The organism is Pseudomonas putida group bacterium ESBL64, from assembly GCF_045277175.1.
Taxonomy (GTDB): Bacteria; Pseudomonadota; Gammaproteobacteria; order Pseudomonadales; family Pseudomonadaceae; genus Aquipseudomonas; species Aquipseudomonas alloputida.
On sequence record NZ_CP145799.1, the window covers coordinates 4,397,518 to 4,412,042 of the forward strand.

Below are 14,525 nucleotides of genomic sequence, written 5' to 3' on the forward strand. Positions count from 1 at the left end.
CCATTCGTAATGTGCGAATGGGCGCCGTTGTGCGTTAAGCGCTCGCGGGAGCGAGCAACGCCCCATCCGAGCCTGACAGGCCTAGCCTGCTGCAGCGCCCCTCGGACAGGTGGCGGGCATGGCACCGCTGTGGGCAACCATGTAAAACGGCGCAGATTATAGCTGCCCCCGCCGGCTTGCCCAAGGTTTTCCGTCGATTAATCGCGACGATAGTCGATGTTCAATGGAGCGAAGGCAGCCGCTCTGCCATCATTGCTACACGTTAGCCAAGCAGGTCAGGAGTACAGATGAACTTTCACACCCGCAAGTGGGTTAAACCCGAAGACCTCAACCCCAATGGCACCCTGTTCGGTGGCAGCCTGTTGCGCTGGATCGATGAAGAGGCTGCGATCTACGCCATCGTCCAGCTGGGCAACCAGCGTGTGGTGACCAAGTACATGTCGGAAATCAACTTCGTCAGTGCTTCGCGTCAGGGTGACATCATCGAGCTGGGCATCACCGCTACCGCGTTCGGCCGCACCTCGATCACCCTCAAGTGCGAAGTGCGTAACAAGATCACCCGCAAGAGCATTCTGACTGTCGACAAGATGGTGTTCGTCAACCTGGGTGAGGATGGCTTGCCGGCAGCCCATGGGCGCACCGAGATCAAGTATGTGCAGGACCAGTTCCCGGATTCGGCAGTCGAATAGATTCTGGTTGCCTGTGCCGGCCTCTTCGCGGGTGAACCCGCTCCTCCAGGGTTACGCAAACCTGTAGGAGCGGGTTTACCCGCGAATGGGCCGCAAAGCGGCCCCGGCATTCTCAAGGCTGGGCGCTGACCTTGCGCACCACGCGCCCAATGCTCAACCCCTGCACCAGAATCGACGACAACACCACGATGTAGGTGATCGACAGCAGCAGGTCCCGTTCCTCGCCCAGCGGTAGCGACAGTGCAAGTGCCACCGACACGCCACCGCGCAGGCCACCCCAGGTCAGCACCCGCACCGTGCCTTTGGGCACCGGGCGCCAGCGCCGCAGCAGCACGATCGCCGGGGCCACCGTCAGCAGGCGCGACAGCAGCACTGCCAGCGCCAGCACGCCGCCGGCCGCCAGGTGCATCCAGTTGAACGGCAGCAGCAACAGCTCCAGGCCGATCAATGCGAACAGCAGCGCATTGAGCATGTCGTCGATCAGTTCCCAGAAACCGTCCATGTAACGGCGGGTCATGTCATTCATCGCCAGGTTGCGCCCCAGGTTGCCGATGATCAGGCCAGCCACCACCATGGCGATCGGTGCCGACACATGCAGTTCGTAGCACATCGCCGAACCACCGATTACCAACGCCAGGGTCAGCATGACTTCCACCTGGTACTGCTCGACACTCTTGATCATCCGGTAGGTGGCGTAGCCGATCAGGCCACCGAACACCACGCCGCCAATGGCCTCGCGGGCGAACAGGATCGCCGTGTCGGTCATGCTCGGTGTTTCACCCAGCTGGATGATGCCCAGCAACACGGTGAATACCACGACTGCCGTGCCGTCGTTGAACAGTGACTCGCCGACGATGGTGGTTTTAAGCGGTTTGGGCGCATTGGCAGTACGCAGCGCGCCAAGCACGGCAATCGGGTCGGTTGGTGAGATCAGTGCACCGAACAGCAGGCAGTAGATCAGGGGGACCTGCCAGCCGAACAGGGCAAACACCCAATGCGCCAGGTAGCCGATGACCACGGTGGCGATCAGCACGCCCAAGGTGGCCAGCAGGCCGATCGGCCAGCGGTAGCTGCGCAGGTCGCTGAGGTTGACGTGCAGGGCGCCGGCAAACAGCAGGAACGCCAGCATCCAGTGCATGAGCAGGTCGTTGAAGTCGATCTGGTTCATCAGCCCTTCGACGCGTTCTTCCAGGCCAGGGAAGCCGATAAGGCTCAGGCCCTGCAACATCAGGGAAAACAGCAGCGCCGTAACCATCACGCCGATGGCGGGGGGCAGGCCGATGAAACGGTAGTTCACATAGGTCAGAAGTGTGGTGAGGCAGATAAACGCGGCAACTAATTCAAGCATCCCGAATCCTGTAACAGTGGCTTCCAAGTCGTTACCCGAGTGACTCGGGCAGTTCTTTGATGACCTGGCACGGGGTTCGGGGCACAGGGTTTGACCGAATTAGTCCAAATCGTTCCCGTGACAGTCTGCACTGGTTACCCTGTGGGAGCGGGCGTGCCCGCGAACACCGGCAAAGCCGGTGCCATACACCGAGTTGCATTCTTCGCGGGCATGCCCGCTCCCACAAAGCCCCCCTGAACGCTATATATTCACAGCCATGAAAAGCCATAAGGACAAGAAGGCGTGTTGGCAACATCTCTGGTGCTGGTTGCCGCCCTGCTGCATGCAACCTGGAATACCCTGATCAAATTCAGCGGCGAGCGCTTGCTGGTCATTGCCAGCATGGACACGGTAGCGCTGGCCTTCGCGGTGCTGGCGGTGCCCTTCGTGGATGTTCCGCCTGCTGAAATCTGGCCTTGGTTGGTTGCTTCGGCACTGGCTGAGCAGTTGTACCGTTATTTGCTGATCCAGGCCTACCGCGTGGGCGACCTGGGGCTGGTCTATCCTCTGATGCGCGGGCTGTCGCCGTTGGTGGTGCTGGGGCTGACCCTGGCCTTTGCCGGGGAATCGCTGAGCCAGCAGCAGATCATCGGTATCCTGTTGATCCCCTGTGGCATGGCCTGTCTGTTGTGGCAGGGCGGCGGCGGTGACCGGCTACCATGGTCGATGCTGCCGGTGGTTGCCTTGATTGGCCTGTGCATTGGTTGCTACACCTGGTTCGACGGCCAGGCCGTGCGCCTGTGGGGCAAACCGTGGGATTACCTGGTCTGGCTGACCCTGCTCAGCGCCTGGCAATTCCCGTTGTTGGCGAGCGTAGCGCGGCGGGCGCCATTCGTACTGTTCTGGCGAACCCAATGGCGCCTTGGGTTGGCGGTAGGGTTCTGCGTATTGTTCAGCTATGCCCTGGTGCTGTGGGCCATGCACCTGGGGTCTGTGGCCGAAGCGGCGGCACTGCGGGAATTGAGCGTGATCCTGGTGGTGCTGCTGGGTATGCGCTACCTCAAAGAACCTTTTGGCGGGCCGAGACTCCTAGCTTGCGGGCTGGTATTGGCCGGCATGCTGGTAATGAAGCTTTGACCTGAAGACTGAACAAGGAGTCCTGTCCATGACTGTTGCCCTGTGGTGCATCCTGATTGCCCTGCTGTTGAACCCGCTTTGTGCCTTGATCGCCAAGGCGAGCAGCGGCCGCTTCGGCCTCAAGGACAATCACGATCCGCGAGCCTTCCTCGATACCTTGTCGGGCCTGCCACGGCGTGCCCATGCTGCGCAGCAGAATGGCTACGAAGCGTTTCCGGCATTTGCTGCGGCGGTGCTTGTGGCGGATATCGTCGGCAATGCCGAGCAGGTGACCCAGGATGTACTGGGGGTGATGTATATCACCAGCCGCTTGCTTTACATCATCTGCTACCTGGCCGACTGGGCTGCCTTGCGGTCGCTGGTGTGGCTTGCCGGCTTGGCACTGATCGTGTCGTTCTTCGTGGTTTCCATCTGAAACCGGCTGGCCATCTTCGCGGGCAGCCCCCGCGAAGATGGCCACAACGATCAAGGTACCTTGGGCACCTCAGGCAGTGGCTGGCCCTTGGGCCACAGCATCCAGATCTGCCCTTGCTGCTTCATGTTCCCGGCCAGCTCGCCGGCTTCCGGCCCAGTGCCCCAGAACAGGTCGGCACGCACTTCGCCGGTAATCGCCCCGCCGGTGTCTTGCGCGCCAACCGGTCGTACCACCGGCGAGCCGTCCGGGCGTGTGGTAGACAGCCACAACAAGCTGCCCAGGGGAATCACCTTGCGGTCGATGGCCACGCTGTAGCCGGCGGTAAGCGGTACGTTCAGCGAGCCGCGCGGGCCTTCGTTGCTGTCCGGGCGGGTGCTGAAGAATACGTAGCTGGGGTTGCTGGCCAGCAGCTCTGGTACGCGCTGCGGGTTGGCCTGGGCCCAGGCATGAATGGCGCCCATGCTCACGTCTTCTTTTTTCAGCTGACCCTGCTCCACCAGCCAGCGGCCGATCGGCCGATAGGGGTGGCCGTTCTGGTCGGCGTAGCCCAGGCGCAGTTGACGACCGTCTTCCAGTTGCACCCGGCCAGAACCCTGGATCTGCAGGAACTGCAGATCCATCGGGTCGGTCAGCCAGGCCAGCACCGGTGCCTGGACGCCGTTACGGTTGATGACCTCGGCCGTGTCATAGGGCTTGAGCACCCGACCCTCCAGACGGCCGCGCAGGCGTTTGCCCTTCAGTTCGGGGTACACGCTGGCCAGGTCGACCACGATCATGTCATCAGGGATGCCGTAGACCGCCACATGGTTGGTTGCCGATTGGCTCAGGCTGCCTGGGTAGACCGGCTCGTAGTAGCCGGTAATCAGGCCGTTGGCATTGTTCTCTGCAGAGCGCAGGCCGTACACCTGCAGGTTCTGTTCAAGGAAGGTACGCACTTGGGCGGCGCTGGCTGTGGCGCTGCCGGCCGCTTCGCAGGTGGCGGCCCACACCGGGTCGCGCTTGAGTTTTTCGCAGCCGTTGCGCCATGCATAAAAGCCGGCCAGCAGGTCTTCATCGCTGACCGCCGGCAAGTCTTTCCAAGTGGCCGGGGCATAGGTGGCGACAGCGTGGGGCTCGGGCTTGGCGCTCTCGCCGCCGTTGCAGCCGGCCAGCAAAGCCAGCACCGGCAGTGTCCAGGCCAGGTGGCGCAGGGCAGATTTCATGTGTGCATTCCTGTCATGAGCGAACATGAAGGTTCGCCCCTGTCTTTTATGTGGCTATTGGTGTTTGGCCCAGTGGCAGCGATACTGGCCGCCCATTTGCGTAGGCCGAAGTGAGCGTGATGTTGAAGCGATTGACCGTTGTTCTGCTGGCTGCACTTGCCCTGGTAGGGGCTTTGACGGGGTGTGACCGGGTTGACCCGAACTCGCCGCTGGGTAAACGCAAGGTGATCTTCAAGGACATGCTCAAGACAAGCGAAGACCTGGGGGGCATGCTGCGTGGCCGGTTGCCGTTCGACGGGGTAAAGTTTGCCGACGGTGCGCTGAAGCTGGACAGCCTGTCGCATCAGCCGTGGCAGCATTTTCCACAGGCGCGCGATGGTGGTGACAGCGCCGCCCGCGCCGACGTGTGGGAGCGCCAGGCGCGGTTTCATGACCTGGCTCGGCAGCTTGAAGGCGTCACCGGCGAACTGGTTGATGCCACCCGCAATCAGCCACTGGATGCTGCGCAACTGAAGGCACCGATGGACAAGGTCGAGGCTGCGTGCAAGGCCTGTCATAGCGAATTTCGTAATCATTGAATGGCTGTGCTTGCGCAAACCTTCGGGGCTTGTACAAATTCCTGTGGGAGCGGCCTTGTGTCGCGATAGGGCCGCTCAGCGGCCCCAGGATTTCAGCAAGAATGCATGCATAGCTGGAGGCGTCGCGCGGCCCTATCGCGACACAAGGCCGCTCCCACAAAGACCAGGCTTGCCGGCCAGATGCCTTAGCGGTCGAGATCGTCGACCGCTTCCTGCAGCTCTTTACGCGACTCGGCCAGCTTGTCCTTGCGCTTGTTGATCTTCTCGGCGTCGCCTTTCTTCTCTGCCTTCTTCAAGTCCTTTTCCCGCTGCGCCACTTCGTGACGCGCATCGAGCACCTTCTGCTCACGTTCCTTGCGCAGGCTGGCGTCGGTGCAGTTGTCCACACCGCGCAGGGCTTCCTCCAGCCCTGCAACCTGGTCGCTGTTACCGTGGTCACGGGCAATTTTCAGCTGGTTTTCGATGGCGCTGCGCTTGGCGGCACAACCGGTCAGGCCGGCATCCGGCTGGGCAGCCTGAGCAGTACCCGCGGCCAGGCCCAGTGTTGCGAGCAGGAAAAGAGTCGAAATACGTTTCATGAAAAGCCTCCCTAACGGGGCGGGGCAGCAAAAGTTGGGGGAAATCCTGCCTTGGTTTTGCCCATTTAGAAACCCTTGATGAGGTTTTCTGCCGGAGTCTCGGGTTTTTCCTACGCACTATTTGGTAAAAAATCATTGCTCAATGCGCTGGGGTGGGGTCCGGAAACCTTCTATGCCGGCTTCGGCCAACTGTGCGGCAATGGCTTGCACCTCGGAGGCTGCGAAAAATTCCACAAGTTGGCGCGAGCGTTTTGCGCCGATGCCGGGCACGGTTTGCCATTGCCCGGCGCTGCGTGAAGCCAGCGCCTGCCAGTCGCCAGCCAGTGGCAAATGCTTGCCAATGGGCACGCCAAGGGCGCGCAGCCATTGATCGAAGGGGCGTGAGCGGGCTTCGTCGAAACTGCCCAGCAGGTGTGCCGCGGTGAGTCTGCTGATGCCGGGGGCCTGCTGCAGGCGCTCGGCATCGAGCTGCAGCCAATCGGTCATGGACGTTACCAAGCCAGCTTCGACCAGCCGACGCCATGTGCCGGGCCCGGTGCGGGGCAAAGCCAGGCCCTGTTTACCGCCAAGCCAGGTGAGGCGGGCAATGAACTGCTCATCACAGCCCTCGCTGGCTTGCCAGCAGCTGTGGGCATGATAGCGGTCGGGCGCAGGCGCGATGATCGCCTGGCGTTCGACCGTGCGATGCACCACTTGCTCCAGGCGTGGAATGGTCAGCCCGGCCAGGGTGATGGCCACCTGGTCGCCGGGGCGGATGTCGAGGGTGTGCCAGCGCGCCAGCGAACCCAGGCTTACCTGGGTAATCCGTCGGTCGTCCAGGGTTACCGGCAGCAAGTGCAACACGGGCGTGACCCTGCCGGTGCGGCCAACCCGAAAGCGCACGTCGCGTACTTCGGCCAAGGCTTGTGCATAGGGATACTTCCAGGCCGCGATCCAGTAGGGCGCCTTGGCCTGCCAGCGCTCGGCAGGTGGTCGGCTGCCCTGGCGCAGGATTACACCGTCGGTGGCGAAGGGCAGAGCAGAGCGATACCAGTGCTCGCGCCAGTGTGCTGCATCCTCCAGCGTGTCGATGGCGATGCTGTAAAGCTGGCTGTCCGGAAACCCCAGCCGTGCCAGCTGGGCGAGGCGTTCGGCCTGTTGCTCGGGGCCGTGCGGCCAGCCCCACACGAACAGGCCGATAGCGTTGCCTTGTGCGCCGGTCAGTTGCTTGCGTGCGAGCAGCCCTGCCACGGTACCCCGGGCGTTGGCGCTGCCTGCCTTGGCTTGCACATGGTCGTCCAGGCGCAGATACAGCTCACCTTGCAAGTGCAGGTCGACCGCCTCGGGCAACTGCCGGGTGACAGCGCCGAGCTGTGGGATGTGTCGGCTCCAGTCATGGCCGTGTACACCGTCCCCCCGGCTGGTCAGCTGCACCAATCGGCCCTGTTGGTAGGTGAGGGAAACGGCTACGCCGTCGACCTTGGGCTGTACCCACACGCCGCTCTTGCCAGCCATCCATCGCGCCACGGCCTGGCGGTCTGCCAGCTTGTCAACGCCGGTATGCGGCACGGGGTGGGGGACCGGGCCGCGAGCGCTGGCCAGGGGGGAGGGGCTGGTGCCAACCGCGAAGCACTGCTGCAGGTGGTTCAGGCGCTCGCGGCTTTGGTCGTACAGTTCATCGGCGACCAGGGCAACACCCTGGCGATGGTAGTGCTCGTCCCATCGGGCAAGCGTGGCGCGCAGTTGCGCAACTTCGGCCTTGGCCTGTTGCGGGGTCCAGTCGGGGCATGAGGTGGCCCAGGCCTGGGGGGCGTTTAGCAACAGCATCAGAGTTAGTAACAGCATCAGCGGCATGGCCAGCATCCTTGCTTGGCGGGGTGAGTCCTCAGCGTAGGCAGGTAGTGCGGTGGGTGAAGTGCGAGGTTGTCAGGTGATATGTCCGAGGGGCTGTCTTGAGGATTGAGGTGGCGCTCGATCTCACAGGCGCTGGGACTGCTGTGGCGAACTCCTGGCAGCCACCCAATTTTCAAAACATACGCCCATTTTTTATTTGGGCGTGACTGAGTGATACAGGTGAAGTGATGGAAGTTGTTTTCGACGACCACGTCAATGCGTGAGAAAGGCCAGCGTCTGCCGCTTTATAAAACCCACTCATTCAATGCGATAGTGGGCCTGGTCATCGTGGTTTTCTCCGTTAAGTTTAAGGCCGCAAACTCAATATTAGCCAAGGACCACGATGACCATCGTCTTTCGTCCGCAGGGTACATTTGGCTGGTTCTGTTACGCCACATTCTAGGGCGCGATCTGCAAAACTTTAACTATCAAATATATAGCGCGTACAGATGGTTATCGATATCCGTAATGCGTAACACGACTTCATCTACCGAGCCGGTTTTAAGAGCATTGTATGCCTCCATTGCCACGTACCGCATCGCTGGCGCCGTCACGGTGAATTCATGTGCTGTGCCATCTTTGTCGGTTGCGAAAAGGAACAGAAGATCTTGATAGCCCTCCCGGGAGGAGTTGTAAGCTAAAAGGTTAATTTCGACAGCATGTACCAGCCATTCATTAGGCAAAATCAGCTCGTGTTTGTTCATGGTAACCTCCAGAAGTAGAAGAACTGCAGAAGCTTTTTGACTCTACACACCGAAAAAATTCACCACAACTAGCATTTTTATCAGGTGCCGCTACGCACACTTATAAGGCTCGTCTCGCCAACACGTCTCCCTGATCTTTGATACTTGCATGTGCCTGTCGCTTGTCGTATTTCTCGCTCAGCGTTGAAAAGCAGCGCTCGACCCCATTCAGGATTTAATCCAGCATTTGGGGTCAGATTGCTGCGCGCAATATAAAAAAGCCCCTGCCGATTGCTCGGCAGGGGCTTTCGTCTGGCGCTGTAGGAGACTTACAGGCCGGCAGCGTCACGCAGCGACTGGGCGCGGTCGGTGCGCTCCCAGGTGAAGGTGGTGAAGGTGTCGTCGCCGACAGTCTTCTGCTGCGGGGTGCGGCCGAAGTGGCCGTAGGCAGCGGTTTCCTGATACATCGGGTGCAGCAGGTCGAGCATGGTGGTGATGGCGTATGGACGCAGGTCGAAGCACTCACGCACCAGCTGGATGATCTTGTCGTCGGAGACCTTGCCGGTGCCGAAGGTGTTGATCGAGATGGAGGTCGGCTGGGCCACGCCGATGGCGTACGACACCTGGATCTCGCAACGCTCGGCCAGGCCGGCGGCGACGATGTTCTTGGCCACGTAGCGGCCGGCGTAGGCGGCGGAGCGGTCGACCTTGGACGGGTCCTTGCCGGAGAACGCACCACCACCGTGGCGGGCCATGCCGCCGTAGGAGTCGACGATGATCTTGCGGCCGGTCAGGCCACAGTCACCCACCGGGCCACCGATGATGAAGTTGCCGGTCGGGTTGATGTGGTACTGGGTGCCCTTGTGCAGCAGTTCGGCCGGCAGGGTGTGCTTGACGATCAGCTCCATCACGGCTTCTTGCAGGTCTTTCTGCGAAACCTCCGGGTTGTGCTGGGTCGACAGCACCACGGCGTCGATACCGACCACTTTGCCGTTCTCGTAGCGGCAGGTGACCTGCGACTTGGCATCCGGGCGCAGCCATGGCAGCAGGCCGGACTTGCGCGCCTCGGCCTGGCGTTCTACCAGACGGTGCGAGAAGCAGATCGGTGCAGGCATCAGGACTTCGGTTTCGTTGCTGGCGTAGCCGAACATCAGGCCCTGGTCACCGGCACCCTGGTCTTCCGGCTTGGAGCGGTCCACGCCCTGGGCGATGTCTACCGACTGTTTGCCGATGATGTTCATCACGGCGCAGGTGGCGCCGTCGAAGCCGACGTCGGAACTGTTGTAGCCGATGTCGATGATGACTTTGCGCACCAGGTCTTCCAGGTCGACCCAGGCCGAAGTGGTGACTTCGCCGGCGATGATGGCGACACCGGTCTTGACCAAGGTTTCGCAGGCTACGCGGGCGTATTTGTCCTGGGCGATGATGGCATCAAGGACAGCGTCCGAAATCTGGTCGGCGATCTTGTCCGGATGCCCTTCGGACACGGACTCGGAGGTGAAAAGGGAGTATTCGCTCATCTCGAAGGTTCCTGAAATTTACCGATGGTGTATGTCGCCAGCCGTCCGCTGAAAATGGCGGACCTGGATCTGGAAACCGTTACGCAAGCCCACGTACAGGCTGTCCGCATGGGCCAGCCCGGCAGCGTTGGCCCAGCGCGCCAGGTCGTCCTGTTCGAAGCCCAGCCAGAGGTCGCCGCAGGCTTCGCGCGCCCACCCCTGGTCATGGCTGCACAGTTCGGTGACCAGCAGGCTGCCGCCTGCCTTCACCCGTTTGGCCAGCTGGCGCAAGGCCAAGGCCGGGTCGCTGAAATGGTGCAGCACCATGTTCAGCACAACGCAGTCGGCGGCCACATCCGTTGCACCCAGTGCATCGGCCAACTGCAGGTTCACGTTGTCGAGCCCTTCGCGCTGGCACACCTGGCGCGCAAGCTCGAGCATGGTAGGGCTGTTGTCCAGGGCGGTGACCTGGGCGAAGCGCCGGGCCAGGTCGGGCAGGAAGCCACCGTCGCCGGGGCCGACTTCCAGCGCGCTGGCGGCCGGGTCGAAATGCAGTTTGTCGAGCAGCGCCAGCAGGCTGTCGCGGTACTGCGGAAGGCCGGCGATCAGGTCCTGCTGGGCACGGAACTTCTCTTCCACGCGCAGGAAGAAGTCCTGGCTGGTGGCGGCCCGGCGCTGCTGGACATGGGCTATGCGCGCCTGCACATCGGGCGGCAGGGCCAGCTCGTCGACTTCTTCGAGCAGCGCCGCGTGCAGCCGCCCCCCCAGGCGCAGGCCATCGGGCAGGGCACGACGGTAGAAGATGGCGTTGCCTTCGCGGCGGGTTGCCACGAGGTCGGCCTGAGCCAGCACCTTGAGATGATGGCTCATGCCCGACTGGCCGATGTCGAAGATCTGCGCCAGCTCCAGCACGCCGAACGAGTCGTTGGCCAGGGCGCGCAATACGTTCAGGCGCAACGCATCGCCACTGGCTTTGCACAGGGCGGCCAATGTTTCGCGTTGCTCGGGGATCGATTGCGCACGCAGGTTCATGGGGCGGCAGTCTAGACAGGCATCGATGCCCTAGCAAGGCCAATATCAAAAAGTTTTGATATTGGCGATGAGCTGCAAGCCGAAAGCCTCAAGTGACACGCTTTGGGGCGCCCCGAGTCGCGCTCTGCTTCTTCAGTTGCGGCTTAAAGCTGGCGCTTGGCGCTTAAATGTTTGCCCCAAGCGCCCCCAGTGGGCGAAAATGGCCGCCTTTTTCGTGACACCACCTATTCAAGCCCCCTAGGAGATCAGCGATGCCCAGCCGTCGTGAACGTGCCAACGCCATTCGTGCCCTCAGCATGGATGCCGTGCAAAAGGCCAACAGCGGCCACCCAGGTGCCCCCATGGGCATGGCGGATATCGCCGAAGTGCTTTGGCGCGACTACCTGAAGCACAACCCGAGCAACCCGAAGTTCGCCGACCGTGACCGCTTCGTGCTGTCCAACGGCCACGGTTCGATGCTGATCTACTCGCTGCTGCACCTGACCGGCTACGACGTCACCATCGATGACATCAAAGGCTTCCGCCAGCTGCACAGCCGCACCCCGGGCCACCCGGAGTACGGCTACACCCCAGGCGTTGAAACCACCACCGGCCCGCTCGGCCAGGGTATCGCCAACGCCGTGGGCTTCGCCCTGGCCGAAAAAGTACTGGCTGCCCAGTTCAACCGTGACGGCCACACCATCGTCGACCACAACACCTACGTGTTCCTCGGCGACGGCTGCATGATGGAAGGTATCTCCCATGAAGTCGCCTCGCTGGCCGGCACCCTGGGCCTGAACAAGCTGATCGCCTTCTATGACGACAACGGCATCTCCATCGATGGCGAAGTGCACGGCTGGTTCACCGACAACACCCCCGCGCGCTTCGAGGCCTACAACTGGCAGGTGATCCGCAACGTCGACGGCCACGATGCCGAAGAAATCAAGATGGCCATCGAGACCGCCCGCAAGAGCGATCGCCCGACCCTGATCTGCTGCAAGACCACCATCGGTTTCGGTTCGCCGAACAAGCAGGGCAAGGAAGACTGCCACGGTGCCCCGCTGGGCAACGACGAAATCGCCCTGACCCGCCAGGCCCTGAACTGGAACCACGGCCCGTTCGAAATCCCGGCCGACATCTACGCCGAGTGGGATGCCAAGGCCGCCGGTGCCAAGGCTGAAGCCGAGTGGAATCAGCGCTTCGACGCCTACGCCAAGGCCTACCCGGAGCTGGCTGCCGAGTTCAAGCGCCGTGCCAGCGGCGAGCTGCCGGCCGACTTCAGCGAAAAGGCCCAGGCCTACATCAACGAAGTGGCTGCCAAAGGCGAAACCATCGCCAGCCGCAAGGCCAGCCAGAACGCCCTGAACGCCTTCGGCCCGCTGCTGCCCGAGTTCCTCGGCGGTTCGGCTGACCTGGCCGGCTCCAACCTGACCCTGTGGAAAGGTTGCAAGGGCGTCGAAGCCGGTGACGCCAGCGGCAACTACGTGTTCTACGGCGTGCGCGAGTTCGGCATGACCGCCATCATGAACGGCGTTGCCTTGCACGGTGGCCTGGTGCCTTACGGCGCGACCTTCCTGATGTTCATGGAATACGCCCGCAACGCCGTGCGCATGTCGGCCCTGATGAAGCAGCGCGTGATCCACGTGTACACCCACGACTCCATCGGTCTGGGCGAAGACGGCCCGACGCACCAGCCGATCGAGCAGCTGACCAGCCTGCGCAGCACCCCGAACCTGGACACCTGGCGCCCGGCCGACGCGGTGGAATCCGCCGTGTCCTGGAAAAACGCCCTGGAGCGCAAGGACGGCCCTTCGGCACTGATCTTCTCGCGTCAGAACCTGCAGCACCAGGCGCGCGATGCCCAGCAGATCGCCGACATCAGCCGCGGCGGCTATGTGCTCAAGGATTGCGCTGGCGAGCCTGAACTGATTCTGATCGCCACCGGTTCCGAAGTGGGCCTGGCTGTTCAGGCCTTCGACAAGCTGACCGAGCAAGGCCGCAAGGTGCGCGTGGTTTCCATGCCGTGCACCAGCGTGTTCGATGCCCAGGACGCTGCCTACAAGCAGTCCGTGCTGCCGCTGGAAGTCGGTGCACGCATCGCCATCGAAGCTGCCCACGCTGACTTCTGGTACAAGTACGTCGGCCTGGAAGGTCGTATCATCGGCATGACCACCTACGGTGAGTCGGCGCCGGCTTCGGCATTGTTCGAAGCGTTCGGCTTCACCCTGGAGAACATCCTCGGTACTGCCGAAGAGCTGCTGGAAGACTGATGTAACAAATGGAGGGCAGTGACGCCCTCCAGGTCGTGCAAGGGGAGGGCTTTGCCCTCCATCGCGACGCAAGGCCGCTCCCACAGAAACGGTGCTGTCCTCCGGATGGCGCGGTCCCTGTGGGAGCGGCCTTGCGTCGCGATGGGCCGCAACGCGGCCCCAAAGCCATCATGCGTTAGCGAGCCAACCAATGCCCCACCCGCGTCCCTACAAAGTTGCACTCAACGGTTATGGCCGTATCGGCCGCTGTGTCCTGCGCGCGCTGTTCGAGCGGGGGGCAAAGGCCGGTTTCGAGATCGTCGCCCTGAACGATCTGGCCGATCAGGCCAGCCTGGAATACCTGACACGCTTCGACTCCACCCACGGGCGTTTTCCCGGCGAGGTCAAGGTCGACGGCGACTGTCTGCACATCAATGGCGATTGCGTGAAGGTAATGCGCAGTGCCACCCCCGAAGGCATCGACTGGGCTGCGCTGGGCATCGACCTGGTGCTGGAGTGTTCCGGTGCCTATAACACCCGTGCCGATGGCCAGCGTTTCCTCGACGCCGGTGCGCCAAGGGTGCTGTTCTCGCAGCCCATGGCCAGCGAGGCCGACGTTGACGCCACGGTGGTCTACGGCATCAACCAGGCCTGCCTTACCGGCAGCGAGCGCCTGGTGTCCAACGCCTCTTGCACCACCAACTGCGGCGTGCCGCTGCTGCGTGTGCTGGACCAGGCGTTCGGCATCGAATATGTACAGATCACCACCATCCACTCGGCGATGAACGACCAGCCGGTGATCGATGCCTATCACCACGAAGACCTGCGCCGCACGCGTTCGGCCTTCCAGTCGGTGATTCCCGTGTCCACTGGCCTGGCGCGTGGCATCGAGCGCCTGCTTCCGGAACTTGCCGGGCGAATCCAGGCCAAAGCGGTACGTGTACCGACCGTCAACGTCTCGTGCCTGGACATCACCCTGCAGACTGCCCGCGACACCAGTGCGGCCGAAGTCAACCGAGTGCTGCGCGAGGCTGCGCTGGAAGGTCCGCTTAAAGGCTTGCTGGCTTACACCGAGCTGCCGCACGCCAGCTGTGATTTCAACCATGACCCACATTCGGCGATCGTCGATGCCAGCCAGACGCGTGTTTCCGGGCCCCGCCTGGTAAACCTGCTGGCCTGGTTCGACAACGAATGGGGTTTTGCCAACCGTATGCTCGACGTTGCCGAACACTTTCTGCACGTCGTTCACCCAACCCGCAACAAACAGCCCTGAAGGACTGCATTC

At 62.2% G+C, this 14,525-nt stretch carries 13 protein-coding genes and 1 riboswitch; of the genes, 6 read left to right on the top strand and 7 right to left on the bottom strand.

Annotated features, from left to right (window positions below; genetic code table 11):
- Positions 1-12 precede the first annotated feature (12 nt).
- A riboswitch (S-adenosyl-L-homocysteine riboswitch) is annotated at positions 13-109 on the bottom strand.
- 178 nt (positions 110-287) lie between these two features.
- Complete coding sequence (locus V6093_RS19995; RefSeq protein ID WP_003249362.1) at positions 288-689, top strand: acyl-CoA thioesterase; 402 nt, start codon at positions 288-290, stop codon at positions 687-689.
- 112 nt (positions 690-801) lie between these two features.
- On the opposite strand, the gene V6093_RS20000 is transcribed toward V6093_RS19995, so the two are convergent.
- On the bottom strand, positions 802-2,037 hold the full coding sequence (locus tag V6093_RS20000; RefSeq protein WP_012053901.1) for a sodium:proton antiporter: 1,236 nt from the start codon (positions 2,035-2,037) through the stop codon (positions 802-804).
- 282 nt (positions 2,038-2,319) lie between these two features.
- Here V6093_RS20000 and V6093_RS20005 point away from each other — a divergent pair, with 282 nt between their 5' ends.
- Both V6093_RS20005 and V6093_RS20010 read left to right on the top strand, forming a co-directional pair.
- Positions 2,320-3,153, top strand: a complete 834-nt coding sequence (locus tag V6093_RS20005; RefSeq protein WP_003249366.1) for an EamA family transporter — start codon at positions 2,320-2,322, stop codon at positions 3,151-3,153.
- Between the two features lie 28 nt (positions 3,154-3,181).
- Positions 3,182-3,568: an MAPEG family protein gene (locus V6093_RS20010; protein ID WP_003249368.1), complete on the top strand. Its 387-nt coding sequence runs from the start codon at positions 3,182-3,184 to the stop codon at positions 3,566-3,568.
- A 50-nt stretch (positions 3,569-3,618) separates the two neighbouring features.
- Here the strand turns inward: V6093_RS20010 and V6093_RS20015 are convergent, their stop codons facing one another.
- Positions 3,619-4,770, bottom strand: a complete 1,152-nt coding sequence (locus V6093_RS20015) for a murein transglycosylase A (RefSeq protein WP_004576621.1) — start codon at positions 4,768-4,770, stop codon at positions 3,619-3,621.
- Positions 4,771-4,889: 119 nt separating this feature from the next.
- On the opposite strand from V6093_RS20015, the gene V6093_RS20020 reads away from it, so the two are divergent.
- Complete coding sequence (locus V6093_RS20020) at positions 4,890-5,348, top strand: cytochrome c (protein ID WP_003249371.1); 459 nt, start codon at positions 4,890-4,892, stop codon at positions 5,346-5,348.
- Between the two features lie 185 nt (positions 5,349-5,533).
- Here V6093_RS20020 and V6093_RS20025 read toward each other — a convergent pair whose 3' ends face one another.
- The 5 genes from V6093_RS20025 to V6093_RS20045 form a co-directional block, all read right to left on the bottom strand.
- Entirely contained in the window at positions 5,534-5,926 is a 393-nt protein-coding gene (locus tag V6093_RS20025; protein ID WP_003249372.1) for a DUF1090 domain-containing protein, read from the bottom strand.
- 132 nt (positions 5,927-6,058) lie between these two features.
- Positions 6,059-7,759: an NAD-dependent DNA ligase LigB gene (gene ligB, locus V6093_RS20030; RefSeq protein ID WP_047604634.1), complete on the bottom strand. Its 1,701-nt coding sequence runs from the start codon at positions 7,757-7,759 to the stop codon at positions 6,059-6,061.
- A 467-nt stretch (positions 7,760-8,226) separates the two neighbouring features.
- Complete coding sequence (locus V6093_RS20035) at positions 8,227-8,502, bottom strand: hypothetical protein (protein WP_047604635.1); 276 nt, start codon at positions 8,500-8,502, stop codon at positions 8,227-8,229.
- A gap of 308 nt (positions 8,503-8,810) precedes the next feature.
- On the bottom strand, positions 8,811-10,001 hold the full coding sequence (metK, locus tag V6093_RS20040; RefSeq protein ID WP_003249375.1) for a methionine adenosyltransferase: 1,191 nt from the start codon (positions 9,999-10,001) through the stop codon (positions 8,811-8,813).
- 18 nt (positions 10,002-10,019) lie between these two features.
- Positions 10,020-11,012, bottom strand: coding sequence for a metalloregulator ArsR/SmtB family transcription factor (locus V6093_RS20045; protein ID WP_047604636.1), 993 nt, complete (start codon positions 11,010-11,012; stop codon positions 10,020-10,022).
- Between the two features lie 251 nt (positions 11,013-11,263).
- Between V6093_RS20045 and tkt the strand changes: the two genes are divergently transcribed.
- Both tkt and epd read left to right on the top strand, forming a co-directional pair.
- Positions 11,264-13,261, top strand: a complete 1,998-nt coding sequence (tkt, locus tag V6093_RS20050) for a transketolase (protein ID WP_047604637.1) — start codon at positions 11,264-11,266, stop codon at positions 13,259-13,261.
- A 190-nt stretch (positions 13,262-13,451) separates the two neighbouring features.
- Entirely contained in the window at positions 13,452-14,513 is a 1,062-nt protein-coding gene (gene epd / locus V6093_RS20055) for an erythrose-4-phosphate dehydrogenase (protein ID WP_003249381.1), read from the top strand.
- The last annotated feature ends 12 nt before the right edge of the window (positions 14,514-14,525 follow it).

Excerpts from the sequence above, each read along its gene's own strand:
- V6093_RS19995 (WP_003249362.1), top strand. The coding sequence starts at position 288 with ATGAACTTTCACACCCGCAAGTGGGTTAAACCCGAAGACCTCAACCCC.
- V6093_RS20000 (WP_012053901.1), bottom strand. The coding sequence starts at position 2,037 with ATGCTTGAATTAGTTGCCGCGTTTATCTGCCTCACCACACTTCTGACC.
- V6093_RS20010 (WP_003249368.1), top strand. The coding sequence starts at position 3,182 with ATGACTGTTGCCCTGTGGTGCATCCTGATTGCCCTGCTGTTGAACCCG.
- V6093_RS20015 (WP_004576621.1), bottom strand. The coding sequence starts at position 4,770 with ATGAAATCTGCCCTGCGCCACCTGGCCTGGACACTGCCGGTGCTGGCT.
- V6093_RS20020 (WP_003249371.1), top strand. The coding sequence starts at position 4,890 with ATGTTGAAGCGATTGACCGTTGTTCTGCTGGCTGCACTTGCCCTGGTA.
- V6093_RS20025 (WP_003249372.1), bottom strand. The coding sequence starts at position 5,926 with ATGAAACGTATTTCGACTCTTTTCCTGCTCGCAACACTGGGCCTGGCC.
- ligB (WP_047604634.1), bottom strand. The coding sequence starts at position 7,759 with ATGCCGCTGATGCTGTTACTAACTCTGATGCTGTTGCTAAACGCCCCC.
- V6093_RS20035 (WP_047604635.1), bottom strand. The coding sequence starts at position 8,502 with ATGAACAAACACGAGCTGATTTTGCCTAATGAATGGCTGGTACATGCT.
- metK (WP_003249375.1), bottom strand. The coding sequence starts at position 10,001 with ATGAGCGAATACTCCCTTTTCACCTCCGAGTCCGTGTCCGAAGGGCAT.
- V6093_RS20045 (WP_047604636.1), bottom strand. The coding sequence starts at position 11,012 with ATGAACCTGCGTGCGCAATCGATCCCCGAGCAACGCGAAACATTGGCC.
- tkt (WP_047604637.1), top strand. The coding sequence starts at position 11,264 with ATGCCCAGCCGTCGTGAACGTGCCAACGCCATTCGTGCCCTCAGCATG.
- epd (WP_003249381.1), top strand. The coding sequence starts at position 13,452 with ATGCCCCACCCGCGTCCCTACAAAGTTGCACTCAACGGTTATGGCCGT.